Origin of the sequence: Luteococcus sp. H101 (genome assembly GCF_038433155.1) — a bacterium.
Classification (GTDB): Bacteria; Actinomycetota; Actinomycetes; order Propionibacteriales; family Propionibacteriaceae; genus Luteococcus.
Map to the genome: position 1 here is coordinate 76,917 of NZ_JBCDMW010000019.1, position 25,077 is coordinate 101,993.

General features: G+C 68.5%; 21 protein-coding genes. 5 read left to right on the forward strand and 16 right to left on the reverse strand.

Annotation, left to right across the window (positions count from 1 at the left end; translation table 11 throughout):
- Positions 1-216: 216 nt before the first annotated feature.
- Positions 217-1,023 carry a spermidine synthase gene (locus AAEX60_RS07130; RefSeq protein ID WP_342102235.1) on the reverse strand — a complete coding sequence of 269 codons (807 nt, stop codon included), beginning with the start codon at positions 1,021-1,023 and terminating at the stop codon, positions 217-219.
- Positions 1,024-1,039: 16 nt separating this feature from the next.
- Positions 1,040-3,622: an ATP-dependent chaperone ClpB gene (gene clpB, locus AAEX60_RS07135; protein WP_342102236.1), complete on the reverse strand. Its 2,583-nt coding sequence runs from the start codon at positions 3,620-3,622 to the stop codon at positions 1,040-1,042.
- A gap of 457 nt (positions 3,623-4,079) precedes the next feature.
- On the opposite strand from clpB, the gene adhP reads away from it, so the two are divergent.
- Positions 4,080-5,108: an alcohol dehydrogenase AdhP gene (gene adhP, locus AAEX60_RS07140; RefSeq protein ID WP_342102237.1), complete on the forward strand. Its 1,029-nt coding sequence runs from the start codon at positions 4,080-4,082 to the stop codon at positions 5,106-5,108.
- Between the two features lie 101 nt (positions 5,109-5,209).
- On the forward strand, positions 5,210-5,440 hold the full coding sequence (locus AAEX60_RS07145) for a hypothetical protein (protein WP_342102238.1): 231 nt from the start codon (positions 5,210-5,212) through the stop codon (positions 5,438-5,440).
- A 52-nt stretch (positions 5,441-5,492) separates the two neighbouring features.
- Here AAEX60_RS07145 and nadE read toward each other — a convergent pair whose 3' ends face one another.
- The 5 genes from nadE to AAEX60_RS07170 form a co-directional block, all read right to left on the reverse strand.
- Positions 5,493-6,314 carry an ammonia-dependent NAD(+) synthetase gene (gene nadE / locus AAEX60_RS07150; RefSeq protein WP_342102239.1) on the reverse strand — a complete coding sequence of 274 codons (822 nt, stop codon included), beginning with the start codon at positions 6,312-6,314 and terminating at the stop codon, positions 5,493-5,495.
- An 18-nt stretch (positions 6,315-6,332) separates the two neighbouring features.
- Complete coding sequence (locus AAEX60_RS07155) at positions 6,333-7,244, reverse strand: sensor histidine kinase (RefSeq protein WP_342102240.1); 912 nt, start codon at positions 7,242-7,244, stop codon at positions 6,333-6,335.
- Positions 7,245-7,260: 16 nt separating this feature from the next.
- Positions 7,261-8,100, reverse strand: a complete 840-nt coding sequence (locus AAEX60_RS07160; protein ID WP_342102241.1) for a hypothetical protein — start codon at positions 8,098-8,100, stop codon at positions 7,261-7,263.
- A 1-nt stretch (position 8,101) separates the two neighbouring features.
- Positions 8,102-9,013 carry an ABC transporter ATP-binding protein gene (locus AAEX60_RS07165; protein ID WP_342102242.1) on the reverse strand — a complete coding sequence of 304 codons (912 nt, stop codon included), beginning with the start codon at positions 9,011-9,013 and terminating at the stop codon, positions 8,102-8,104.
- 77 nt (positions 9,014-9,090) lie between these two features.
- Positions 9,091-9,780, reverse strand: a complete 690-nt coding sequence (locus tag AAEX60_RS07170) for a response regulator transcription factor (protein WP_342102243.1) — start codon at positions 9,778-9,780, stop codon at positions 9,091-9,093.
- Positions 9,781-9,850: 70 nt separating this feature from the next.
- Here AAEX60_RS07170 and AAEX60_RS07175 point away from each other — a divergent pair, with 70 nt between their 5' ends.
- Positions 9,851-11,431, forward strand: a complete 1,581-nt coding sequence (locus AAEX60_RS07175; protein ID WP_342102497.1) for an aspartate:alanine exchanger family transporter — start codon at positions 9,851-9,853, stop codon at positions 11,429-11,431.
- Between the two features lie 140 nt (positions 11,432-11,571).
- Here AAEX60_RS07175 and AAEX60_RS07180 read toward each other — a convergent pair whose 3' ends face one another.
- The 5 genes from AAEX60_RS07180 to dnaK form a co-directional block, all read right to left on the reverse strand.
- Positions 11,572-12,543, reverse strand: a complete 972-nt coding sequence (locus AAEX60_RS07180; protein ID WP_342102245.1) for a carbohydrate kinase family protein — start codon at positions 12,541-12,543, stop codon at positions 11,572-11,574.
- Between the two features lie 147 nt (positions 12,544-12,690).
- Positions 12,691-13,122, reverse strand: coding sequence for a heat shock protein transcriptional repressor HspR (locus AAEX60_RS07185; RefSeq protein ID WP_342102246.1), 432 nt, complete (start codon positions 13,120-13,122; stop codon positions 12,691-12,693).
- Complete coding sequence (gene dnaJ / locus AAEX60_RS07190; protein ID WP_342102247.1) at positions 13,119-14,291, reverse strand: molecular chaperone DnaJ; 1,173 nt, start codon at positions 14,289-14,291, stop codon at positions 13,119-13,121. The genes AAEX60_RS07185 and dnaJ overlap by 4 nt, the downstream gene beginning before the upstream one ends.
- Positions 14,292-14,316: 25 nt before the next feature.
- Positions 14,317-14,934, reverse strand: a complete 618-nt coding sequence (locus tag AAEX60_RS07195) for a nucleotide exchange factor GrpE (protein ID WP_342102248.1) — start codon at positions 14,932-14,934, stop codon at positions 14,317-14,319.
- 138 nt (positions 14,935-15,072) lie between these two features.
- On the reverse strand, positions 15,073-16,935 hold the full coding sequence (gene dnaK / locus AAEX60_RS07200) for a molecular chaperone DnaK (RefSeq protein WP_342102249.1): 1,863 nt from the start codon (positions 16,933-16,935) through the stop codon (positions 15,073-15,075).
- Between the two features lie 429 nt (positions 16,936-17,364).
- Between dnaK and AAEX60_RS07205 the strand changes: the two genes are divergently transcribed.
- Entirely contained in the window at positions 17,365-17,913 is a 549-nt protein-coding gene (locus AAEX60_RS07205; protein WP_342102251.1) for a YceI family protein, read from the forward strand.
- A gap of 87 nt (positions 17,914-18,000) precedes the next feature.
- On the opposite strand, the gene AAEX60_RS07210 is transcribed toward AAEX60_RS07205, so the two are convergent.
- Both AAEX60_RS07210 and AAEX60_RS07215 read right to left on the reverse strand, forming a co-directional pair.
- A complete protein-coding gene (locus tag AAEX60_RS07210) occupies positions 18,001-19,686 on the reverse strand; it encodes a TIGR03767 family metallophosphoesterase (protein ID WP_342102252.1) in 1,686 nt (561 codons plus the stop codon).
- A 249-nt stretch (positions 19,687-19,935) separates the two neighbouring features.
- Positions 19,936-21,609 (reverse strand): ABC-F family ATP-binding cassette domain-containing protein, encoded by a 1,674-nt coding sequence (locus AAEX60_RS07215; RefSeq protein ID WP_342102253.1) that lies wholly within the window; start codon positions 21,607-21,609, stop codon positions 19,936-19,938.
- A 161-nt stretch (positions 21,610-21,770) separates the two neighbouring features.
- Here AAEX60_RS07215 and AAEX60_RS07220 point away from each other — a divergent pair, with 161 nt between their 5' ends.
- The gene (locus AAEX60_RS07220) at positions 21,771-23,096 is read left to right on the forward strand and encodes a Na+/H+ antiporter family protein (protein WP_342102255.1); all 1,326 of its coding nucleotides are present in this window, start codon (positions 21,771-21,773) and stop codon (positions 23,094-23,096) included.
- Here the strand turns inward: AAEX60_RS07220 and AAEX60_RS07225 are convergent.
- Both AAEX60_RS07225 and AAEX60_RS07230 read right to left on the reverse strand, forming a co-directional pair.
- A complete protein-coding gene (locus AAEX60_RS07225) occupies positions 23,045-23,836 on the reverse strand; it encodes a MerR family transcriptional regulator (protein WP_342102256.1) in 792 nt (263 codons plus the stop codon). The two genes, AAEX60_RS07220 and AAEX60_RS07225, sit on opposite strands and share 52 nt — an antisense overlap.
- On the reverse strand, positions 23,820-25,076 hold the full coding sequence (locus AAEX60_RS07230) for an MFS transporter (RefSeq protein WP_342102257.1): 1,257 nt from the start codon (positions 25,074-25,076) through the stop codon (positions 23,820-23,822). The genes AAEX60_RS07225 and AAEX60_RS07230 overlap by 17 nt, the downstream gene beginning before the upstream one ends.
- Between the last annotated feature and the right edge of the window lies 1 nt (position 25,077).

The following is a 25,077-nucleotide window of genomic DNA, read 5'->3' on the forward strand; positions in this document are numbered from 1 at the left end:
TCCCCCGAGCAAGCCCACCTCGAACCTGTTCCGAGCTGTGACAGCACTGAGTATGCAGGGCGGCAGGCTTAAGTAACAAGCCACTGAGAGAAAATCAACACCCTTCTTTGCGTGTTTTCACGCTTTCCCTCGAAAGTTATCCATCCATTGAGACACCAGAGTCCACTCCGCAGAAATTCCCCTTGCCACGGGCCACTCGGCCAATCAGCTCCTGACTCATTCAAAGAAGGCCCGGCCCGCCGGCGGCCCGGGAGATTCCTCACCCACCCCGAAGAAGGGCTGCGCGCCACCCACCAGACGGGTCAGGTGCTCACCATGCACCAATCGATGGGGGAAGACTGCGCCGGCGGCCCGCCGCTCCAGCCGGTCGACCGGGAGCGCCACCGGACTGGCGCCAATCACCACATTGCCGAAGCGCCGCCCCTTGAGGGTGGCGCTCTCGGCGCTCAGCATGACATGGGCGAAAGTGCTCCGCAGGCCGGCCAACACTCGTCGGGTCCAGTCAAAGGGGTGGGTGTCGGTGACGTTGGCCAGGAACAGGCCCTCGGACACCAGGACCCGGCGTACGTCCGTCAGGAAGTCCAGTCCAACCAGCTCGCCCGGCACCCGGGCGCCGACGAAGGCATCCAGCACCACCACGTCGGCATAGTCCTCGGGCATGGCGGCGATGCCCTCGCGGCCACCCACGGGGCGAACCTTGATGCCGGAGTGCTTGCCCAGCGGAATCTTGGCGCGCACCTCGGCGGTGAGCTCAGCATCCGGCTCCAACACGATCTGCGGGGAGGTGGGCCTGGTGTGCGACACATAACGGGCCAAGGTCATCGCCGCTCCCCCGATGTGCACCACCCGCAGCCGCTCACCCGGCTGGCCGTGCTGGTCCAGGTGGTCGGCGAGCCGCTGCATGTAGTCGAATTCCAAATGGGCGGGGTCGTCCGGGTCAACCCAGGACTGGTCGGCGCCCCCGACCCGGACCAACCAGCAACCCGGCCGTTCCGGATCGGGGACGACGCGCTCAGTGCTCACCCGACGAGGTTACCCCTCAGACGAGGTGCAGCCCCTCGCTCGACTCGTCGACATCGAAGGTGACCTCATCCCCGTCGGCGATCTCGCCGGCCAAGAGCTTCCTGGCCATCTGGTCCTCGACGGTGGTCTGCACCAGCCGGCGCAACGGACGGGCACCGTAGACCGGGTCGAAGCCGGTGCGGGCCAGCCATTCCTTACCGGCGTCGCTGACCTTGATGGTGATCCGACGCTCGGCAAGCCGGGCGTTGATCTTGGCCAGGTTGGTCTCGACGATGTGCGTCAGGTCCTCCTGGGTCAGCGGGTCGAACATCACGATCTCGTCCAGCCGGTTCAGGAATTCGGGCCGGAAGGCGCCGCGGACCACACCCATCACGGCTTCGCGCTTGGCGTCCTTGTCCAGGTTCTGGTCGGCCAGGAACTGGCTGCCCAGGTTGCTGGTCAGGATGAGGATGCTGTTGCGGAAGTCCACGGTGCGGCCCTGGCCGTCGGTGAGTCGACCGTCATCCAGCACCTGCAACAGGATGTTGAACAGGTCCGGGTGGGCCTTCTCCACCTCGTCGAGCAGCACGACGCTGTAGGGCCGCCGTCGCACGGCCTCGGTGAGCTGGCCGCCCTCCTCGTAGCCGACATAGCCAGGAGGGGCACCGACCAGCCGGCTGACCGAGTGCTTCTCCGAGTATTCGGACATGTCGATCCGGACCATGGCCGTCTCGTCGTCGAACAGGAAGTCCGCCAGGCTCTTGGCCAGCTCGGTCTTGCCGACACCCGTCGGGCCCAGGAACAGGAAGCTGCCGGTGGGCCGGTTCGGGTCGCTGATCCCGGCGCGGCTACGCCGGACGGCATCCGCGACGGCCTTGACCGCCTGCGCCTGGCCGATCAGCCGCTCGCCGATGTGACCCTCCATGCCCAGCAGCTTCTCGCTCTCCCCCTGCAGCATCTTGCCGACGGGGATCCCCGTCCAGGCGCTGACCACCTCGGCGATGTCGGCGCTACCGACCTCTTCCGAGACCATCGCCCCCTGCTTCTGCTCGGCCTCGGCCTGGCTGGCCTGTTCCAACTCCTTCTCCAGGGCCGGGATCCGGCCGTACTGGATCTCCGCGGCCTTGGCCAGGTCACCCTCGCGCTGGAAGCGCTCGGCCTCGCCGCGCAGCTTGTCGATCTCGGTCTTGAGGTCGCCCACCCGGTTGAGCCCGGCCTTCTCCGACTCCCAGCGCGCCTCCAGGGCGCGCAGCTGCTCCTCGGCGTCGGCCAGTTCCTGGTTGAGCCGCTCCAACCGGGCCTTCGAGGCGGCATCGGTCTCCTTCTCCACGGCGAACTGCTCCATCGTCATCCGGTCCACCTGGCGGCGCAGCACGTCGATCTCCTCCGGGCTGGAGTCGATCTCCATCCGCAGGCGGCTGGCGGCCTCGTCGATCAGGTCAATGGCCTTGTCCGGCAGCTGGCGGTGGGTGATGTAGCGGTTGGACAGGCTGGCGGCGGCCACCAGCGCGCCGTCGGTGATCCGCACCTTGTGGTGCGCCTCGTAACGTTCGCGCAGACCGCGCAGGATGGCGATGGTGTCCTCCACCGTCGGCTCACCGACGTAGACCTGCTGGAAGCGACGCTCCAGGGCGGGGTCCTTCTCGATCCGCTCGCGGTACTCGTCCAGGGTGGTGGCGCCGATCATCCGCAGCTCACCGCGGGCCAGCATGGGCTTGAGCATGTTGCCCGCATCCATCGCGCCCTCGCCGCCGGCACCGGCCCCGACGACGGTGTGCAGCTCGTCGATGAAGGTGATGATCTGGCCCTCAGCCTCCTTGATCTCCTTCAGCACAGCCTTGAGCCGCTCCTCGAACTCACCGCGGTACTTGGCGCCGGCCACCATGCTGGACAGGTCCAGGCTGACGACGCGACGGCCCTTGAGGGAATCGGGGACGTCGCCAGCCACCACGCGCTGCGCCAGCCCCTCGACGACGGCGGTCTTGCCGACGCCGGGCTCGCCAATCAGCACCGGGTTGTTCTTGGTGCGGCGGGCCAGCACCTGCACCACGCGGCGGATCTCCTGGTCCCGGCCGATCACCGGGTCGAGCTTGCCCTCGCGGGCGCGGTCGGTGAGGTCGACGGAGTACTTGGCCAGCGCCGATTCGCCGCCCTCGGCCTCGGGGCTGGTGATCCGGCGATCTCCCCGGGAATCGGCAAAGGCCTTGTTGATCTTGTCGACGGTGGCGCCGGCATCCAGCAGGATCTTGCTGGCGTCGCTGGTGACGGCCGTCAGGGCCAGCAGCAGGTGTTCGGTGGAGACATAGGAGTCCCCCAGCTCGTCGGCGCGCAGTTCGGCGTCGGCCAGCACCCGGGCCAGAGCACCCGAGAGCTGGGGCTGGCTGACGGAATTGCCCTGGGCGCTGGGCAGCTTCTTGATGGCGGCCTGGGCCGCGGTGCTGACCTTGGCGGGGTCCACGTCGATGGACGCCAGCAGCGGCCCGACGGTGTTGTCGGGCACCAGCAGCAGGGCGTGCAGCAGGTGCACCGCCTCGGCATTCGGGTTGCCATTGGCCAGCGCATTTCGGATGGCAGCCGAGACCGCGTCCCGGCTCATGGTGGTGAGCTTCTCGGTATCCATGGTTCCTTCTGGGTAGCAGGGGTCAGGGCCTGGGTTGAGTGGCGGTGGCTCAAGTATCACCCCGAGCGCAGCCAACTTCAACCAAAGTTGAGTACATCAGACTCAACCCTTGACGGGCGCCCGATATTCCCACCCCGATGAGCCTCCCGCCCTTCCTTGGCGCCGCCCTTCCTCGCCCCTCCTCCAAGGCTTGTTCCCGGCCGATGTCCACCCCGAGCGCCCCTGCCGCGGCCGCCCACCCCGCGCGATCTACCGCCGAGGCCGGCCAGACGTCAAGTCACACAAGGAATCCGGCCACACTGTGACTTTTTTCACATCAGCCCTTCCGGTCGGCCACCACGCGCCCCTATCGTCGTTGTCCACACCCCCGTCACCGACGACGCGGGGCACTGCCACCCAACCCACACGCGCCGGCTCGACGCGGAGCTGGCGCACCCCCACCCACAGGAGGAAAGCCATGGGAAGCATGAAGGCAGCAGTGGTCACCGAGTTCGGCAAGGACCTGGACGTGAAGGAGGTGGAGCGCCCCACTCCGGGCCCCGGCCAGGCCTTGGTCAAGCTGATCGCCTCCGGCGTCTGCCACACCGACCTGCACGCCAAGGACGGCGACTGGCCGGTCAAGCCCAGCCCGCCCTTCATCCCCGGCCACGAGGGCGTCGGCATCGTCGAGGAGATCGGCGAAGGGGTCACCGAGTTCGGCGTCGGGGACATGGTGGGCAATGCCTGGCTGTGGACGGCCTGCGGCGAGTGTCGCTTCTGCCGGACCGGTTGGGAAACCCTGTGTGAGCAGCAGCAGAACGGCGGTTACAGCGTCGACGGCTCGTTCGGGGAGTACATGCTGGTGGACGCCAAGTACGCCGCCAAGATCCCCGAGGGCGCCAACCCGCATGAGATCGCGCCCGTGCTGTGCGCCGGCGTGACCGTCTACAAGGGCCTCAAGATGAGCGAGGTGAAGCCGGGCGAATGGATCGCCATCTCCGGCATCGGCGGCCTGGGCCACGTGGCGGTGCAGTTCGCCAAGGCGATGGGGATGCGGGTGGTGGCCATCGACGTGTCCGACGACAAGCTGAAGCTGGCCCAGAAGCACGGCGCCGAGGCCGTGGTCAATGCCCGCGAGGAGGACACCGAGGCGGCGGTGCACAAGATCACCGGGATCGGCGCCGACGGGGTGCTGGTCACGGCGGTACACACCCACGCCTTCGGCCAGGCGATCGGGATGGCTCGGCGCGGCGGCACCATCGTCTTCAATGGCCTGCCCCCGGGCGAGTTCCCGGCCCCGATCTTCGACCTGGTGCTGAAGGCACTGACCATCCGCGGATCCATCGTCGGCACCCGGCAGGACATGGTGGAGGCGCTGGAGTTCTACCGGGAGGGCAAGATCCACCCGACATACTCCAAGCGTCGCCTCGACGAGGTGAACGACATCCTGGACGAGATGGCCCAGGGCAATATCGACGGCCGCGCGGTGATCGACTACACCGCCTGAGGCGCCTCCGCACAGACAGGTGGGCCCCGCGCGCACTGCGCCGGGGCCCACCGGCGCCTGCACCACTCCATCACGCTGCAGCCGTGATCTACCGTGGTGGCATGCGGACCACCTTGAGCATTGACGACGACGTGCTGGAGAGCGCCCGTCAGATCGCCTCAGCACAGCGAACCACCACGGGCGCGGTGATCAGCGAGCTGGCTCGCCGGGCCCTGTTGACCGCCACGCCGATCAGCCAGACTGCCGTGCGCAACGGATTTCCAGTGCTCCCCCACCGCGGTGGGAGAGTCACCTCGGAGCTCGTCGATGATCTGATGGCAAGCGATTCGTGACCGCAACCCTGCTGGGCTGACTCTGCGCTTCAGGCCCTACACTTGCGGCGGCTCAGCGCCACCAGGTGTCGCGGATCTCCACCGGGGTGGTGCGCTTGTGGCGGCTGCGCAGCCACTTCTGCTCGATCTTCTCGGCCACCTCGTCGGGCACCTCGGCGCCCTCCAGGTAGGCGTCGATGTCGTCGTAGCTGATCCCCAGCTCGTCCTCATCGGTGCGCAGCGGCTTGTCGTCCAGCAGGTCCGCCGTGGGCACCTTGGCCCACAGCCGCTCCGGGGCGCCCAGATGCTGCAGCAGCTGGCGGTTCTGCTCCTTGTCCAGGGTCAACAGCGGCAGGATGTCCGCGCCGCCGTCGCCGAACTTGGTGAAGAACCCGACGGTGGACTCCGCGCCGTGGTCGGTGCCGATCACCAACAGGTTGCGCTCCCCCGCAATGGCGTACTGGGCCACCATCCGCATCCGGGCCTTCACATTGCCCCTGTTGAAGTCGCTGATCTGCATGCCGGTGCCCTGCTCGAAGGCGGCCTCCATGCCATCGGTGGCGGCCTTGATGTTGAGGGTCACCTCGGTGCGGGCGGCCACCCAGTCCATCGCGGCGGCGGCATCGGCCTCGTCGGCCTGCACACCGTGCGGCAGCCGGACGGCGACGAAGTCCGCGTCGATCTCCTCGGCCCGCAGCCGGTCCACGGCCATCTGGGCCAGCCGGCCGGCCAGGGTGGAGTCCACCCCGCCGGAGATGCCCAGCACGAAGCCGCTGGTGTGGGTGGCCTTGACGTAGTCGCACAGGAACTGGACCCGACGCTCCACCTCTTGGGCGGGGTCGATCTGGGGCTTGACGCCCATCTCCTCGACGATGACCTTCTGCAGTTCACGCATGAGGACAGCGTAACGGGGTCATGTGCTGGCCAGCGGCAACCCGACGACGATCCGCAGCTGCCCGTCCCGAACCCGGGCCTGCAGGGTGCCGCCCATCTGACGCACCAGCTCCTGCACGATGGACAGCCCCAAGCCGGCGTGCGCACCGGTCCGGGCGGGATCTGCCCGGTAGAAGCGTTCGAAGAGCCGCTCCGCCTCCTCGACGCCCAGCCCGGGGGCGGAATTGGCGACGCACAGCACGGCCTGGCCGTCCTTGCGGGAGAGGCTCACCGCGACGTCGCCACCACCGTGCGCCAGGGCATTCGCGACCAGGTTTCGCACCACCCGCCCCAACGCGGTGCTCTCCGCCTGCACCAGCAGCGGCTCGGTGGGCACGGCCACCGTTGGCTCCATGCCCTTGGTCTCGAAGGCGACGTAGAAGCCCAGCAGGGCCTCGGTCACCACCGCAGTGGCGTCCACCGGCCCCAGTTCCAGCCTCCGACCACCGGCGTCCAGGACACTCAGCTCGAAGAAGTCGTCCACCAGGCGTGCAAGATCATCAACCCGCTCCAGCACCGTCTGCAGCCGTCGCGGGGAGGTGTCGGCGGCCGCGCCGTCGCGTTGCACCAGCTGCAGGTAGCCGCGCACCGCGATCAGCGGAGTCTTCAGGTCATGGGAAATGTCGGCAATCTCGCGGCGCAGCCTGGCCTCGCGGGCGGCGGTAGCCACCCCCTCGACCCGCAGCTGCGCCAGCGAGGTGTCCACGTCGGCCACCAGATGCTCCAGCTCGTCGTCGCGCACCACCAGGGACAGTGGCTCGCGCGAACCGGACTTCCGGCGACGCTCCATCTGCACACGGACGTCGCGGATCTCCCGGTGGAGCCCCCGAACGCGCATGACGGACCAGATCGCGACTGCCGCGCACACCGCGGCCACGATCCAGCCCGTCATGAGGCCAGTCTTGCAGTCAGCTCAGCTCGCGGCGGCGAAGCCACGCGAGGCTGGCGGCACCCAGCAACACCACCCCCAGCGCGAACATCAGCCAGGTGTGCCCGACGATCTGCGTCTCGGCCCACGCCCGGGAGACCCGGTTCAGGTGCCACACAGGGCTGATGCCCAGCGTCAGGTCCGCCCACCGCGAGGGATGGGCCCGCACGACGGCCGCCAGGATGGGGGCCGCGAGCACCAGGACGACCAGCAGCACCAGGCCCATCACCCGGGAGCGACTGATCAGTGTCACCAAGCTGACCAGCAACATCAACACGGCCTGGGGCAGGAAGATCAACAGGCACAGCCACGCCCACTGGCCCACCTGGTGACCGGTCAGCGAGACATCCTCCCGGACCAGCACCAGTGCGAGGGTGATCGCATTGTGCAGCGCCCACAGGATTCCCGTCACGGCCACCGACAGGACCACCTTGGACAGGAAGAGACGAGTCTGCGACTGCCCCTGGGCGACGGCGATCTTGGTGATCCCGTTCTGGTCATCCGACGAGGTGATCATCATGCCGGTGATCGGGATGGCGAACATCGTCGCCGCCGTGAAGCAGGTGGCCGAGTAGACCAGCTCCCAGAACAACGGGTGCGCCGGGTCCGCATAGGCGAAGCCGACGAAGCCGTCGATCAGCTCGACGCCGTCCTTGGTCACTCCGATGGGGCCGCCGAAGGCGAAGGATGTGGAGGCGTGGTCGGCGAAGTTGAACAGGCAGAACAGGCCGATCACCACGCAGAAGGCCACCCCGGTGACAGCGGCGAAGCGGGACCGCAGGAAGCGGTAGGCGTCGGCGCGCAGCATGTTGGCAAACATCTCAGGCTCCCGTGACGAGGTCGGTGAAGTACTCCTCCAGCGAGGCGCCGCGCACCTCGAGGGCACTGACCTGCAGACCGGCGCCCACCAGGGCGGAGTTGATCATGGCCGACGCGTCCAGGTGGTCGGTCAACAGCAGGCTGTGGTCATCGGCCAGCCGGTAGTTGCGGATGCCCAGCTCCTCCTCCAGCACGGTTGCGGCCCGTGGGGCATCGTCGACGCGGATCCGCAGGGTGCGCTGGCACTGCTCATGCAGCTGCGGGGCGGTGAGCTGGCGCACCAGGCGGCCCTGGTGGATGAACCCGTAGCGGGTGGCGAACAGGTCCAGCTCCGCCAACAGGTGCGACGAGACGAGGATGGTGGTTCCGTCCTCATGGGCGCGGCGCACCAGGTCCTCGCGGACCCGGGCCATCCAGGTGGGGTCCAACCCGTTGACCGGTTCGTCGAGGATGAGCAGCTCCGGGCGCCCCAGCAGCGCGATGGCCAGCCCGAGGCGCTGGCGCATGCCCAGGCTGAACTTGCCGGCCTTCTTGTTCCCGGTCTCGGTCAGGCCGACGACCTCCAGTGCCTCGTCGGTCCAGTGTCCGCCGGCCAGCCCGCGCTGGATCCGCAGGGCCTCCAGGTTCTGCCGGGCCGTCAGGTCCAGGCTCAGCGCCGGCGACTCGATCAGGGCACCGATCCGGGAGCGTTGCGCCACCACCGCGGCACCTGTCGCACCGAACAGTTCCAGACTGCCGGCGCTAGGCCGGGCCAGGCCGGTCAGCAGCCGGATCAGCGTGGTCTTGCCCGCCCCGTTCTGCCCCACCAGCCCGTAGATCTCACCACGCGGGATCTCGATCCCGACGTCGTCCAGGGCCTTGACCGTGCCGTAGGTCTTGGTCAGCCCCCGGGTCCTCACCACCATCTCGTCCATGACCACGAGACTGCTGGACAGTTGTCAAGAAATGGTGAAGGTTGCCCTCAAGACTTCGCCAAGATCCTGCTGGGCCCCTACCGCTCCCGCAACGTGTAGCCGATCCCCCAGACGGTCTTGATCGGATCACAATCGGCAGCGTTCTTGATCTTGCGACGCAGGTTGTGCATGTGGGCGTTGACGGTGCGCTCGTCGTAGCCAACCTCCTCGCCCCAGACCTGGGCGTAGAGCCTGGCCTTGGCGTGCACCATCCGCGGGTCCCGGATCAGCACCGTCAGCAGCCCGAACTCGGTGGCCGTCAGGCAGAGCTCCCGCCCGGCCACACTGGCCCGGTGCGCCGTCTCGTCCAGTTCAAGATCACCATGGTGGTGCACCGTGCGCGGGCTGGCCGGCCCGGCGGAGCGACGCAGGGCCGCTTCGCACCGGGCCACCACCTCGTCGATGTCAAAGGGTTTGGTGACATAGTCGTCGGCGCCCAGGTTCAGCAGGTCGATCTTGGTCCGGGTGGTCTCCCGGGCCGACACCACGATCACCGGCACCTGGCTCTCCTGCCGGATGGCGCGCAGCACCTCGTCGCCGCTCTTGAAGGGCAGCATCAGGTCCAGCAGCACCAGGTCGGGTTGGGCACTGTGCGCCAGCCGGATCCCGTCGAGTCCGGTGAAGGCCTGCACCACCCGCATCCCGCGCTCGGTCAGGATCTCCGCGAGCAGCGTCGAGGCCTGCTTGTCGTCCTCGACGACCAGCACGGTGGGCTCGGATGTCTGCACGTCCACCATCATGCCCGAGTCGCCGTCCAGCTCCTGACGGGAGCACAATTGCCCCACCCCACCCCGGAGACTGCCCGTGCTTGACTTCCTCGCCACCCATCCGCTGCTCACCCTGATGCTGGTGCTCTCCACCGGCGCCCTGCTGGGCCAGATCAGGTTCGGCCCGCTGCGCTTCGGCGCGGCCGGCGCGCTGTTCATGGGCCTGGTGATCGGCGCCCTCGACGCCCGGCTGGGCACGGCCACGGGGCTGGGGCTGGTGAAGAGTCTGGGCGTGGTGCTGTTCTGCTACACCGTCGGTCTGGCCGCGGGCTCCACCTTTGTCTCCGATCTGCGCCGGCAGTGGTCGCTGATGCTGGCCGGTGTGCTGGGGCTGGCTGCCATGGCGGGCGTCGGCGCCGGGCTGGGCCGGCTCTTGGGGCTCAGCCCTGGGCACATTGCCGGCCTCTACGCCGGGGTGCTCACCTCGCCGGCCATCGACGCCGCGATCACCGCCACCCAGGGCTCCGGCGACACCCTCGTCGGCTACGCCCTGGCCTACCCGACGGGCGTAGTGGTGGGAATGATCATGGTCGCGCTGGTGGTGGAGCGACGCTGGCCCGGCCACCGGGACAACCGCTCGCTGGCCGAGGCCGGGATCGTCGCCGTCACCGCCCGGGTGCAGCGCGAGGCGGAGCTGTGGGATGTACCCGGTTTCCGTGACCAGACGGTGAAGTTCTCCTACCTGGAGCGCGACGGGGACATCCGGGTGGCCCGCGGGCTGGGGCCGCTGCTGCCCGGAGACCGGGTGCTGGTGATCGGCTCCCCCGACGACGTCGAGACGGCGATCAACTTCCTGGGCCGGGCCAGCGAGTCCGGGGACCTGACGCACCACCGTCGCGATGTCGACTTCCGGCGCTTCCTGGTTAGCTCCCCGCACGTGGTGGGCCGCACCATTGCGGAGTTGAACGTGCAGACTGACCTGCACGGCGTGATCACCCGGGTGCGCCGGGGTGACCTGGACATGTTGGCCCGCGATGACCTGGTGCTGCAGCCCGGGGACCGGGTGCTGGCGGTGGTGCCCAGCAACCAGCTCGAGGACGCGGTGGACTTCTTCGGGGATTCGGAGCGACGGGTGAGCCAGGTGGACGCCCTGACCATGGGCCTGGGGATCAGCCTGGGCCTGCTGGCCGGCGCCGTGGTGCTGCCGCTGCCCGGCGGGTTGCGCTTCGGTCTGGGCGCCGCGGCCGGCCCGCTGGTGGTGGGGATGGTCCTGGGCGCACTGCACCGCACCGGCCCCTTCCGCTGGGACCTGCCGGGCGTGGTGAACGCGACGCTGCGCCAACTGGGGCTGATGATCTTCCTGGCCGCCGTCGGACTGGCGTCGGGCCCGGCCTTCATCTCCCAGGCGCTCACCTTGACCGGCGCCGCGGTGCTCCTGGTCAGCGGGGTGAGCCTGGTGCTGGGTGGGCTGATCGTGTTGGCCGGGGCCCGGCTGATCGGGCTGTCCGCCCAGCGCGCCAGCGGGGGCTTCGCGGGCTTCGTCGGGCAGCCAGCCATCCTGGCCTTCGCCAATTCCAAGGTCAACGACGAGCGGATCGAGAGCGCCTATGGGGCGCTGTTCGCCCTGGGCACCATCGTGAAGATCCTGCTGGTGCAGGTGATCGCCCGCTGATCGGGCGTCGACGGATCACTGCGCAGCCGCAACATCCTGGTGCAGCCGTTGGAGCAGCTGCACCACGACGTTACGGCTGCGCAGTCCGGGCGTCGGACCGATGGAGGCCCGACGGGATCCGTCGCGGCCTGCCCGCACGGTCAGTGGGCCAGGCCGGGGTCCGCGTCCATCACGGCCTGCACCTCATCCCGGGTGGGCGCATGGGCCCCGGCCCGGCTGACGGTCAGGCCCGAGGTGATCACGGCCCGGTGCAGCGCCGGCTGCACCTCATTCCACCCCGCGTCGGCCAGCCGGGCCGCCGCCTCCCGGGAGCCGATCAGCCCGGCATCCAGCAGGCCGGAGAGGAGGCCGCCCATGAAGGAGTCGCCGGCGCCGACGGTGTCGCCCAGCTTCACCGTCATCTGGTCCACGTGCAGCATGTCCCGGTTGTGGGCCAGCAGCGCGTACGCGCCCCACGGGCCGCGGGTGAGCACCACCAGTGCCGGGCCCATCGCGGCCCAGCGACGCATGATGTCCTCCACCGGGACCCCCGGGTAGAGCCATTCGACGTCCTCGTCGGAGGCCTTGACCACGTCGGCCAGGGCCACCAGTTCCTCGATCCGCCCCACCACCTTGTCCGGGGACTCCATCAGGGCCGGGCGGACATTGGGGTCATAGCTGATGGTGCCGGTGGGCTTGACGGCCTTGACCGCGTCCACCACCTGGGTTCCGCCGGGTTCCAGCGTCGCGGCGATGGAGCCGGTGTGCAGGTGGGCGTAGCGCTCGACGCCGGACATGTCGGGCAGCGCCCATTCCAGATCGAACTCGTAGGTGGCGCGACCCTCAGCGTCCAGGTGGGCGTAGGCGACGGGGGTCTTGGCGGCCCCGTCGCTGCCGGGCTGGACGGGCACCCCATGGTCGGCGGCGTGCTGCTCGATGGCCGCACCACGCTCGTCCTTGCCCCACCAAGCACCGATGGTGGCGTCGTGGCCAAGCTGGGAGAGCACACAGGCAACGTTGAGCGGGCTACCGCCGACGTGCTCGCCGGTGACCACACCTTCGCGCAGCACGACGTCGACCAGTGCCTCCCCGAGGCAGAGCACCGCGGGCTTGTGGGGAACTTCAGTGTCCATGGAACTGATCTTGGCAGTGGCGGCGCGCGAATCCAACTCACCACCTGCCCCAATTGGGTGGGATCTGCGGCTCGGAAAGCCACAATGGTGAGCCACGTCACACCCAATCGGGCATCCGGACTACGTCGCGTCGCCGGAACCGCAGGCTCAGCGCGCCGGCAGAGCCAACTGGCGACGGGTCACGTGCCGGCCCAGATGCACCGCACCGGAGGTCTCGGCGGTGAAGACCCGGCCACCGGCACCGGGGACCGAACGCGCGGCCCGGGCCTCCGCCAGCAGGGCCTCCGCCTCAGTCAGCCGGCTCCGCAAGGCGTCCAGCTCGTTCTCCAGCTCCAGGATCCGCTGGATTCCGCTGAGGTTGATCCCCTCGTCCTGGCTGAGGTGCTGCACCAGGCGCAGCTTGGCCACATCGCGCGGGGAATAGCGTCGTCCCCGCCCGCGGGAACGACGCGGCACCACCAGCCCCAACCGGTCATACTGGCGCAGGGTCTGGGGGTGCATGCCGGCCAGGTTGGCCGCGACGCCGATGGTGAAGACGGCGGCGTCGCGGTCAACCACCTGCGGATAGTTGGCGCTCACGAGGTGCTCCCGAAGAGCGTGGCCCGCGGATCACTGCTCCCCACGGCCTGGTCGAAGTCCCGCAGCTTCTGCTTGGCCGGCTCATCCAGGGTGTCCGGCACCTGCACCTCGACGGTGACCAGCAGGTCCCCGGTGGTGCCATTGGGGCGGGAAACCCCCTTGCCACGCACCCGGAAGGTGCGCCCATTCGGGGTGCCGGCGGGAATCCGCAGCTTGACCCGCGAACCCTTCAGCGTCGGCACCTCGATCTCGGCCCCTAGCGCCGCCTCGGCGAAGGTGACCGGCGCCGTGACGGTCAGATTGTCGTCCTTGCGCCCGAAGATTGCGTGCGGGCGGACGTGCACCAGCACGTACAGGTCACCCGCGGAACCACCGTTCTCACCCGGGGAACCCTTGCCCTTGACCCGGATCTTCTGACCGTCTGTGACGCCGGCCGGGATCCGCACCTGCATGGTCTTGGCAGACTTGGCCCGGCCGGAGCCGTGGCAGACCTCGCACGGGTCCTTGACCACCAGACCCCGGCCCTTGCAGTCGGAGCAGGTCTCGGTGACGCCGAAGACCCCGCCGCTGGTGGAGGTGCGCACGCCGGAGCCCTGACAGGTTTGGCAGACCTCGGGCACCGTGCCGGCCTTGGCCCCGGTCCCGCGGCAGGCCGCGCAGGCCGCTTCCGAGACCATCTGCACGCCCACCGTGGTGCCGTCGACCGCGTCGGTGAAGCTGATGGTCACGTCGCCCTCCACGTCGGATCCCCGACGAGCCCCCCGGCCACCAGCACCACGACGGGCCGACCCGCCGGCCGCCTGGCCGAACAGGTCACCGAAGAGGTCCCCGAAACCGCCGCCGGCCTGGGCATTGCGGAACAGGTCCTCGACGTTGACGCCGCCGGGGGCCGCACCCGGCTGGCCGCCCCGCGGGAAGCGGAAGCCGCCGCCACCGAAGAGGCTGCGGGCCTCGTCGTACTCCTTGCGCTTCTTGGGGTCGGACAGCACGGAATTGGCCTCCGAGACGTCCTTGAAACGCTGCTCCGCCTTGGCATCCCCGGGGTGCTGGTCCGGGTGGTTCTCCCGGGCCAGCTTACGGAAGGCCTTCTTGATCTCCTCGGGCTTGGCGTCCTTGGAGACGCCCAGGATCTTGTAGTAGTCCTTCTCCGCGTAGTCCTTAACGCTCATGGCGCCTCCTCCTTCCTCGGTGCAGTCAGTTCTGGGGGGCGGGCTGACCCTGCGGCTCGCCCGCGGCAGTGGGATCGGGCTCGCTCACGGCAACCCGAGCCGGGCGCAGCACCCGGCCATTCATCTGGTAGCCGCGCTGCATCACCTGGGAGACGCAGGTGCTGGTGGCGCCGGGCAACGGCACCTGCATCAGGGCGTCGTGCAGGTTCGGGTCGAACTCGTCGCCCACCTCACCAAAGGCCACCAGGCCGTGCTTCTCGGCCACCTTGCCAATCTCGTCGGCCACCATCTTGAAGCCGCCGGTCAGCTCGTCGTGCTCGCGGGCCATGTGGATGCCGTCCAGCACCGGCATCAGCTCGCGCACCATGCCCTCGGCGCCCTGCTGCTTGGCCATCTGACGGTCCCGGTCAACCCGTCGCTTGTAGTTGACGTACTCGGCCTGCAGCCGCTGCAGGTCCAGGGTGCGCTCGGCCACCAGGGCCTCCAGCTCGGTCACCCGGTCGGCCGGCTCCGCGACGCTGCTCTCCACCGGAGCCTCCTCGGCGGGCGTCTGCGCGCCGGCCATCGCCTCGTCGATCTCCTGACGGGTCTGCTCACTGACCTCGTCGGGCTGCTGCGGGTCTGGCTGCTGGTTCTCGCTCATGGTCTGCTCACATCTCCTGGTCAGAGTCTGTTGATCTTGGTCGCGAAATCGATGATCTTGGTCCTTCGGAGGTGCCCGGGACGGGCTCCAGCATGACTGGAGTTCCGCCCCGGGCCAACCGGCGGATCAAGATCCGGCTCAGTTGTTGTCCTTCTTCTCCTCGTCGACGATCTCCGCGTCCACCACGTCGTCGTCCTGACCGGCCGACTCACCGGCGGGGGCCTCGCCCTCGGCAGCACCCTCGGCCGGAGCCTGCTGCTGCTGGGCCTGGGCGGCGGCGTACATCGCCTGACCCATGGCGGAGGCCTTCTGGTTCAGGTCGTCCATCGCGGCCTTCACCTCGTCATTGTTGTCGGTGCCCTTCAGGGTCTCCTTCAGCTTGTCCAGGGCCTCCTGGACAGGGGCCTTCACGTCGTCGGTGATGTTCTCCGCGTTGTCGGCCAGCAGCTTCTCGGTGCGGAAGGCCAGGGCGTCGGCCTCATTGCGCATCTCGACGGCCTCGCGACGCTTCTTGTCCTCCTCGGCGTGTGCCTCGGCGTCCTTCATCATTCGGTCGATGTCCTCCTTGCCCAGGGCCGAGCCGCCGGTGACAGTCATGCTCTGCTCCTTGCCGGTGGCCATGTCCTTGGCGTGCACGTGCACGATGCCATTGGCGTCGATGTCGAAGGTGACCTCCACCTGCGGAACGCCCCGCGGCGCGGGCATCAGGCCGGTCAGCTCGAAGTTGCCCAGGGACTTGTTGTCCCGGGCGAAGTCACGCTCGCCCTGGTAGACCTGGATCATCACCGACGGCTGGTTGTCCTCGGCCGTGGTGAAGACCTCGGAGCGCTTGGTGGGAATGGTGGTGTTGCGCTCGATGATCTTGGTCATCACGCCGCCCTTGGTCTCGATGCCGAGGCTCAGCGGGGTGACGTCCAGCAGCAGCACGTCCTTGACCTCACCCTTCAGCACGCCGGCCTGCAGGCTGGCGCCCAGGGCCACGACCTCGTCGGGGTTCACACCCTTGTTGGGCTCCTTGCCGGCCAGCTCCTTGACCAGCTCGGCGACGGCGGGCATACGGGTGGAGCCACCAACCAGGATCACCTGGTCGATCTTGTCCACCGAGGTGTTGGCGTCCTTGATCACGGCATCGAAGGGGGCGCGGCAGCGGTCCAGCAGGTCCTGGGTCATCCGCTGGAACTCGGAGCGGGTCAGCTTCTCGTCCAGGTGCAGCGGACCCTCGGCGCCGGCGGTGATGTAGGGCAGGTTGATGGAGGCCTCCTGAGCGGAGGACAGCTCGATCTTGGCGCGCTCGGCGGCCTCCTGCAGGCGCTGCTTGGCCATCTTGTCCTGGCTCAGGTCAATGCCGTTCTTGTTCTTGAACTGGGTGACCAGCCAGTCGACGACGCGCTGGTCCCAGTCGTCGCCGCCCAGGCGGTTGTCACCCTTGGTGGCCTTCACCTCGAAGACGCCGTCGGCAATCTCCAGCAGGGAGACGTCGAAGGTGCCACCACCCAGGTCGAAGACCAGGACGGTCTGCTCGTCCTTGTCCAGGCCGTAGGCCAGGGCCGCGGCGGTGGGCTCGTTGATGATCCGGTCCACGGTCAGGCCCGCGATCTCGCCGGCCTCCTTGGTGGCCTGTCGCTCGGCGTCGGAGAAGTAGGCCGGGACGGTGATGACGGCGTTGGTGACGGGCTCGCCCAGGTAAGCCTCGGCGTCTCGCTTCAGCTTCTGCAGCACGAAGGCGCTGATCTGCTGGGGCTTGTAGGACTTCTCGTCGATCTTGATGCTCCAGTCAGTACCCATGTGGCGCTTGACGGAGCGGATGGTGCGGTCGACGTTGGTGACGGCCTGGCGCTTGGCAACCTCGCCCACCAGCACCTCACCGGTCTTGGAGAAGGCGACCACCGACGGGGTGGTGCGGGCGCCTTCGGCGTTGGGGATGACGGTGGGATCGCCACCCTCGAGGACGGCGACGACGGAGTTGGTGGTGCCGAGGTCGATACCGACTGCACGTGCCATGGTGATTCCTCCAGTGTTGTGAAGCAGTGTTGTTGCTTGTCAGATGTCTGCCGGGAGCTGCTGGGCAGCCGCCCGGGAAGCTCTTCGTCGTTCATCAGGCCCGCTTGAGCCTTGCGGACTCAACTCTAGGGCTTGAGTGCGGATCACTCAAGGGCGAGGTTGAGTTCATGCGACTCAACCATGGTCAGCTCAGGGTTATTCCCGACCCGACTCCCGCGCCACTGCACCCCTCTCGCAACCCCGGCAACCCACCGCGCCAATTCACCGCGCCCCCTCGCTGCTCCATCGAGCGGACCCTCGCGGAGCTAATAGTTGATTTTTCAATCATTGGTGTCTAGAGTCTTCACCAGAAGCACGCGGCACTCCTGACCGGGCCCGCCGGCCAGCCGCTTGACCCAGACCGGGCCTCACAACCACAAGGAGAAGACCATGACCGCCATGACCGACCTGAACGGCACCTACACCCTGGACCCCACCCACACCACCCTGGGCTTCGTGGCGCGCCACGCCATGATCACCAAGGTGCGCGGCTCCTTCACCGACTTCACCGGCACCGCCCACGTCGACGGCCAGAACCCGGCCGCCAGCGACGTGACTGTGGAGATCCAGGTTGCCTCCGTCGACACCCGCAATGCGGACCGCGACGGCCACCTGAAGACCGGCGACTTCTTCGCCGTCGATCAGTACCCCACCATGACCTTCCGGTCCACCGGCATCCAGGCCAGCGGCCCCGAGACCGTCGAGATCACCGGTGACCTGACCATCAAGGACGTCACCAAGAGCGTGACCATCCCGTTCGAGTTCACCGGCGCCGCCAAGGATCCCTTCGGCAACGAGCGGATCGGCTTCGAGGGTGCGCTGGACGTCAACCGCTCCGACTTCGGCCTGACCTTCAACGCGGCGCTGGAGACCGGCGGCGTGCTGATCGGCGAGAAGGTGAAGCTGGAATTCGAGATCAGCGCCATCAAGCAGGCCTGATCCCCGCGGGGAATCCTTCGCAGGAAGCACGACGGGCGCCGTCGGCCATCCCGGCCGCCGGCGCCCGTCGTCGTCCCCGCAGACGGATCAGCGCAACGGGTGGGGCATCACCAGTTCGGTATTGCGGTCCCCGGCCGCACCCAGCAGGGACAGGTCGCGCTCCGGGTCGTTGTAGGCGAATTCGCGGGACAGGGAGGCCATCCCCGCCACCGTCGCGGTGTCGTAGTCAGCCTGGTAGGGGGCGGCGGACTCCACCAGGGTGGTGAACATCGACAGGGTGCCGTCGGCATTGTCCAGGAACTCGATCACCCGGGCCAGCTGCGGAAAGTCGATGTGGGAGGCGGTGTTGATCTCGTAGAAGCCCCGCTTCGGATCCCGGTGCTGGTGCGCGGTGATCTTGTTGGCGTGGGTGTGGCCGTTGACCCAGGCCAGCACATTGGGGAAGCGCTTGAGCATGTCCACCAGCTCGAAGCCGGCATGCCGGATGCCGGTGCCGTCGGCCGGCAGCATCAGGTTGTTCATGGAGCCCGACGTGTGGTGGCTGAACAGCACGAAGAGCTGGTCGCTGACCTGCTGGGTGTGCTTGCCGCCCACGGCGTCGTGGTAGACCGAGGAGCCCGCCTGCAGGGTCTTGAGCAGCCACTTCCACTGCCGGTCGTCGATGGAGCCCTCGGTGAAGCCGGCCCGGTTGGTGGAGTCCATCGCGATGCCGGTGATTCCGGGCGCCAGCTGGAAGGTGTAGTAGCCGGCGCCGGATTCCACGTTCTGCCGGGTGAAGCCGTGACCCACCGGCCCGGGGCCGGTGACGCTGGAATCCAGGTGGGCGGCCATGAACTCGGTGGGCGTGAACGGGCGGCGACGCGGGTCGGCCGTCACGGTGACGCTCAGGGTGCGGGCCGAGGACAGGTCCACCGGCGTCCCACTGCTCAGCGCCCGCGCCGCGGCCTGCTGATCGGTGGGTTCGGCATAGCCGACCAGCTTCTGGTTGCCGGTGTAGACCTTGGTCAGGGACTTCCAAGAGGCCGGGAAGGTGCCCTGGGCCGAGTTGTCGTGGTTGCCGAAGACGGCGTACCACGGGGTCTTCAGCCCGGGCGAGGAGTGGGTGGCCATCACTCGGGAGAAGAAGCCGTCGATCTGCGGGAAGCCGGCCTGCTTGTACTCGTCGGCGATGCTGCTCTCCGGGGTCCAGAAGGACTTGGTGTTGCGGGTCTGCACGCCCTCCCAGCGGGCCGGATCCCCGGTGTTGGGGGTGATCTGGCCACCCGACAGGGTCTTGAGGTACCAGTCCAGCTCGATCAGTTCCTGGTTGTCCGTGTTGTCACCGGTACACACCACCGCGTCGAACCGACGGCCGGACCAGGGCCCGCGCGCCAGGGAGTTGATGGCCTCCACCAGGGAGGTGTTGGCCCGGGTGCCCAGGGATTCCTGGGGGCGGAAGGCCGAGCCGATGACCTTGCGGAACCACTCCACCCGCATCGGGGACTGGGCGTCGACGAAGTGCAGGTCGGTCAGTTGCACCAGGCTGGCCAGCGGGAGCCGGCGGTCCTCCCGGCCCGGCTGGGGAGCGGCCAGGTCATCGCGGACCACCAGCGGATAGCCGGGGCCGGCGCTCAGCCGGGAGTAGCCGGTGGCCGCACCCGTCGCGGCCTGCTGCAGGGTGGTGCCGGCGGTACTGGCGCCCCGGGCCTGGGCCTGCGGGGCGGTCAACAGCTCGCCGCTGCCCACCGCCAAGGCCGCCAGCCCCGAGCCGAGCAGGATGTTTCGTCTGGTCACCGCCATGATCCGTATCCCCCTGGTGTGGTGGACCGCACCGTGCAGATCCGCCCGGACGACGGTAGGCCTCCAAGGTGACGACTGGGCGACCGTCAGGTGACCGATTGTTTTCGGACTGGTTGGGTCTAATTAACTGGTCGACCACCGGGTCAAATGACCCGCTGCCAAAGTTGGCAGCCATATGGACACAGAAACTGATTGGACACGTTCAAACCCTCAAAAGACTGCCAACTTTGGCGGGCCCATGGGTCAGAGGGTGAGCCGCAAGCCGGTCCAGCGGCGCCGGAGCCACCGGTCATGGCTGGCCACCACCACGGCGCCGGGATAGTCGCCGATCGAGGCCTCCAGCTCGGTGGCCAGTTGCAGGGAGAGATGGTTGGTGGGCTCGTCCAGCAGCAGCACGTCGGGCGGGCTGGCCAACACGCAGGCCAGATCCAGCCGGCGGCGCTGCCCGACGCTCAGCTCGGCCACCGGGCGGTTGAGGTCCCGGCCGGCGATGAGCCCGAAGGCACCCAGCGGCACCTGTTCGGCCAACTTCTCCCCCACCGCTGCCCGGTAGGCGGCGTTCGCGGTCAGGCCGGCCGCCACCGGGGCGGGTTCCTGGCCCAGCAGCGCCACCCGCAACCGTTCCGGCCGGTGAACCTCCCCGGCGGTGGGCTCCAGCAGACCGTCCAGCACCGCCAGAAGGGTGGACTTGCCGCAGCCATTGGGCCCCTCCACCAGCCATCGGTCCCGGGCCCCGATCGCCAGGTCCGTGGCGGGAAGCCGCCCGTTGACGGCCAGTTCACTGGCCACCAGCACCGGCCCGGACGGCACTGAACCGGGCGGCACCGCGGTACCGGCACCATTCTGGACGGCGGCCAGCCCCCGAAAGGTGAGTGGCCGAGGAGGCTTGCGGACCTGCTCGGCCTCGAGCCGCTCCAGGTCCTGCCGGGCATCGTTCACCCGGCGGGAGACGACGGTGGCATTGCGGTCCGCATAGAACTTCTGCGCCATTCGGGTTTCGCTGCGCGGCTGCCAGTTGGCGTGGCCCACCTGCTGATCCTTGCGGACGCGCTCCCGCAACCGGTTGAGCTCGGCCTGCTCGTCCTCGTACTGGCGTTGCCAGCGCTCCCGCTGGCTGCCCCGGGAAGCCAGATAGTCGGTGTAGCTGCCGGTGAACCGGGTCACGCCACTCTCTCCCACGGTGCGATGCTGGCGGGGCGCCGGATCCAGATCCACCAGACTGGTGATGGTCTCGTCCAGGAAGGCCCGGTCATGGCTGGCCAGCAGCACCGGCCCAGGCCACTCGGCAACCATTTGGGAGACCAGGGCGGCCGCGGTGTCATCCAGGTGGTTGGTGGGCTCGTCCAGCAGCAGAAGTTCGGCGCGCTGCACCAACACCCAGGCAAGACAGAGCCGTGCCACCTGCCCCCCGGACAGTTCGTCGGCGCGACGCGCGGGGTCCAGCCCGGCCAGGCCCAGCCCGTCCAACAACATCTCCCACCGGCGCTCAGCTCCCCAGGCGTCGGTACGTTCCGCCTCGGCGACGGCGTGCGCGAAGGAGTCGGCCAGCGTCGCATCCTCGGGCGCCGCCGCCATGGCCTCTCCCAGCCGGGCCACCTGGTGGGCGTGGTGCCGCACCGGGGCCAGCGCGTCATCGCTCACCTCCGCCAGGGTGGCGTCGGGTGCAAACGGGGCCTGTTGGTGGTAGAGCGCCAGTGTGATGGGCGTGCTGATCTCCCCCGCGTCGGGGGTCTCCAGCCCGGCGACCAACCGCAGGATGGTGGACTTGCCGGTTCCGTTCTCCCCGATCAGGGCGGCCCGGTCCCCGGCCGCCACGGAGAAGCCGACATTGGTCAATACCCGTCGGGCGGGGTAGGACTTGGAGACGCCATCAACCCGCAGATGCGCCCCGCTGGTGGATTGGGGTGCATCGAACACGGGGCCTCCTGGGAATCGACGGGTGCTGTCGCCCCAGCGTGTCAGCAACTCCGGCACGGCCGCCACCGAAATTTCTGACGGCCGGCCGAAAGTGGCCCTTCGGCCGCTTGCCCGCCAGCAAGCGCTAGCGTGTCCACGTTTCCCTGAGTTTGGAGTTGCCCATGAATGCCGTCGTGTTGGCCGTCGTCGTGATGCTTGTCCTTTCCTTTGCCCGGGTGCATGTCGTGATCTCGCTGATCCTGGGCGCCCTGGTGGGCGGGATCAGCGCCGGGATGGGAATGACCGGCACCATGGAATCCTTCACCAAGGGGATCGCCAACGGCGCCTCCATTGCGTTGAGCTATGTGATGCTGGGCGCCTTCGCCGTCGCGATCGCCCGGTCCGGCATGCCGCAAGCCTTCGCGTCGTGGGTGATCCGCAAGGCCGGTGACGGCACCAGTGCTCGCAGCAAGGGCCTCAAGTGGGGTCTGCTGGCCGCCGTCCTAGCGGCGGCGATCATGAGCCAGAACCTGGTGCCGATCCACATCGCCTTCGTGCCGCTGCTGATCCCGCCGCTGCTGCTGGTCTTCAACCGCTTCGACGTGGACCGTCGCCTGCTGGCCTGCATCATGACCTTCGGCCTGGTCACCACCTACATGTACCTGCCCTATGGCTTCGGCAATGTCTTCCTCAATGACATCCTGCTGGCCAACATCGACAAGGCAGGGCTCAAGACCGACGGCATCAATGTGATGGCTGCCATGGGCATCCCGGCTTTGGGCATGGTCACGGGCCTGCTGATCGCGGTCTTCTTCAGCTACCGCAAGCCCCGCCACTACCAGGACCTGCCGATCGAGGGCCAGGGCGACGTACACCTGGGTGAGCCGGTCAGCGCCTACCGGATCGGCGTCGCGCTGGTGGCGGTGCTGCTCTGCCTGGTGGTGCAGATCTGGGCCGACTCCCTGCTGCTGGGCGCGCTGGTGGGCTTCGCGGTCTTCGTCGCGGCCCGGGTGATCAAGTGGAGCGAGGCCGACGCCGTCTTCGACTCCGGGATGAAGATGATGGCCATGATCGGCTTCATCATGATCGCCGCGCAGGGTTTTGCGCAGGTGATGGGGGACACCGGCCAGGTGGACTCACTGGTCAAGGCCAGCGCCGAGGCCTTCGGCGGCTCGAAGCTGATGGGCGCCTTCGTGATGTTGCTGGTGGGCCTGTTGGTGACCATGGGCATCGGCAGTTCCTTCTCCACCCTGCCGATCATCACCACCATCTTCGTGCCGCTCTGCCTGCAGCTGGGCTTCTCCCCGCTGGCCACGGTCTCCATCATCGGCACCGCCGGTGCGCTGGGCGACGCGGGCTCCCCCGCCTCGGACTCGACGCTGGGCCCCACCTCCGGTCTGAACGTCGACGGCCAGCACGACCACATCCGCGACACCGTGATCCCCACCTTCCTGCACTACAACATCCCGCTGCTGCTGGCCGGCTGGGTGGCCGCGATGGTGCTCTGAGAGGGCATCATCTGCTGGATCAGGGTCTGCAGCCGACGATGTGCGGGGCTGCCATAGCGGTAGCGGGTGTGCGCCTCCAGCAGCTCGACGGCCCGTGGGTTCCGCTCCCATTCCTCCACCCATTGCCCGTACTCCTCGGCATGGGACAGGGTCCAGTCGACATTACGAGCGGCCAGATCCACCAGTCGCGGGTCCGCGGGATCCCAGTCCCTGACCCGGAGCACCTCCAGGTACAGGGCGGTGTACTGCGGATCGTCCAAGAGCCGCAGTTGTTGCTCCAGCCAGGCCTCGGTCAGGTCCGGGTAGAGCAGGTGGGTGAGCAACCAGACCTCCCGCTCGACGTCGAGCTGTGACTGGTCACAGCCCAGCGCCCGCAGCCGGGCCATCAGGGTGACAACCCCGTCGGGCAGCTCCGCATCGCGGCCCGCACGCAGGGCGTGCAGCCGTTGGCGGGTGCGACGCAGCTCGGCCTGGTGGCGACGCAGTTCCGCGTCGACCTCGGCAAGCAGCGCGGGCCAGTCCTGCGCATCGCTAGTCAGGATCGCGGTGATCCGGTTCAGTGGTACCCCGGCATCGGCCAGGGTGCGGATCCGCCGCAGCTCGATCAACGCTCGCGCGTCATAGCGGCGGTGCCCCAGCTCGTCGCGGGGTGGCTCCGGCAGCAGCCCGATCTGGTGATAGTGCCGTACGGTACGCACGCTCACTCCGGCATAGCGGGCAAACTCAGCGATGGTCAGCATCCGCAGGCTCCTCGGCGGGGGCATCGATGACGGGACGAGTCAGCCAGCGGCGCAGGTCCGGCTGCACGCAGGCCCAGATGGCGGCGGGCAGCCAGGCGATGGCCAGGGCCCAGCCGCCAACGTGCAGCGGCCTGCCGTGCAGCAACACCGCCATCAGCCCCAGCCCGGCGGGGCTGGCCAGGGCGCCCAGCGAGGTCATCAGGCCGAAGATCCGACCGCGCAGGTGGTCCGGGACGTGCTCGGTGAGCAGCACGGCGACGATCGGCCCCTGCACGCCCTGCCCGATCCCGGCCAGCAGCATGCCCACCGCGGGCAGCCAGAAGCCGTCCAGCGGCGCGATGGCAATGAAGGAGGCCAGGAAGAGCAGGTTGCCGGCCACCCAGGCCACCAGTCGTCGCCTCTTCAGCAGCGACGCGTACACGCCGCCGCCGATGATGGTGCCCACGGCGAAGGCACTGAGCGAGGCACCCAGCCGGTCCGGTTGGGACATCGACTGGAAGTGGGCGGGCAGCAGCACCGCCAGCAGCGGGGCCACCAGCAGCATGGAGATGACATTGAGCAGGATCAGCAGGCTCAGCGGCCTGGAGGCGCGGACCGTGCCCAGCGCCCCCATCGGATTCTCCTCGTCGCTGGGTGCTTCCGGCATGGGCAGCAGCGGCATCACGGCGATGAACAGTGCCGCCAGCGCGGAGCAGGCCGCGGTGATCCAGACCACCTGGATGGCGGGCAGCACGGTCAGCAGCAGACCCGCGATGGCGGGGCCCAGCAGGAAGGACAGCCCGAAGATGCCCTGCCGGAACCCGGCGATGGCATCCAGGCTCCGCCCGGAGGTGTGTGCGACATTGGCCATCAGGGTCTCCCGGGCGGTCATCCCGGGCAGGTCGAACAGGGCGCCGGTGATGCCCAGGATGATGAACCAGGTCAGGTCCAGCCCCGTGAGCCGGTCCACGACGGCCAGGGCAGCCACCGCCAGGGCAGAACCGATGTCCGAGAGCACGCTCATCCGGCGGCGTCCGAAGCGGTCGATCAGGTGCCCGCCGGCCAACGCCGCAACGGCCGAGGGGATCGCACTGACCGCCGCCACCGTGCCCGCCAGAGACGGATTGCCGGTGCGCTCCAGCACCAGCCACGGCAGGACGATGTTGATCGCGGAGTTGCCGAACAGGCTGGTGGCGCTGGCCGCCAGATAGAGCGGCAGGGTGAACCGGCTGGTGCGTGCCGGGGCGACGTCGATGCTCATG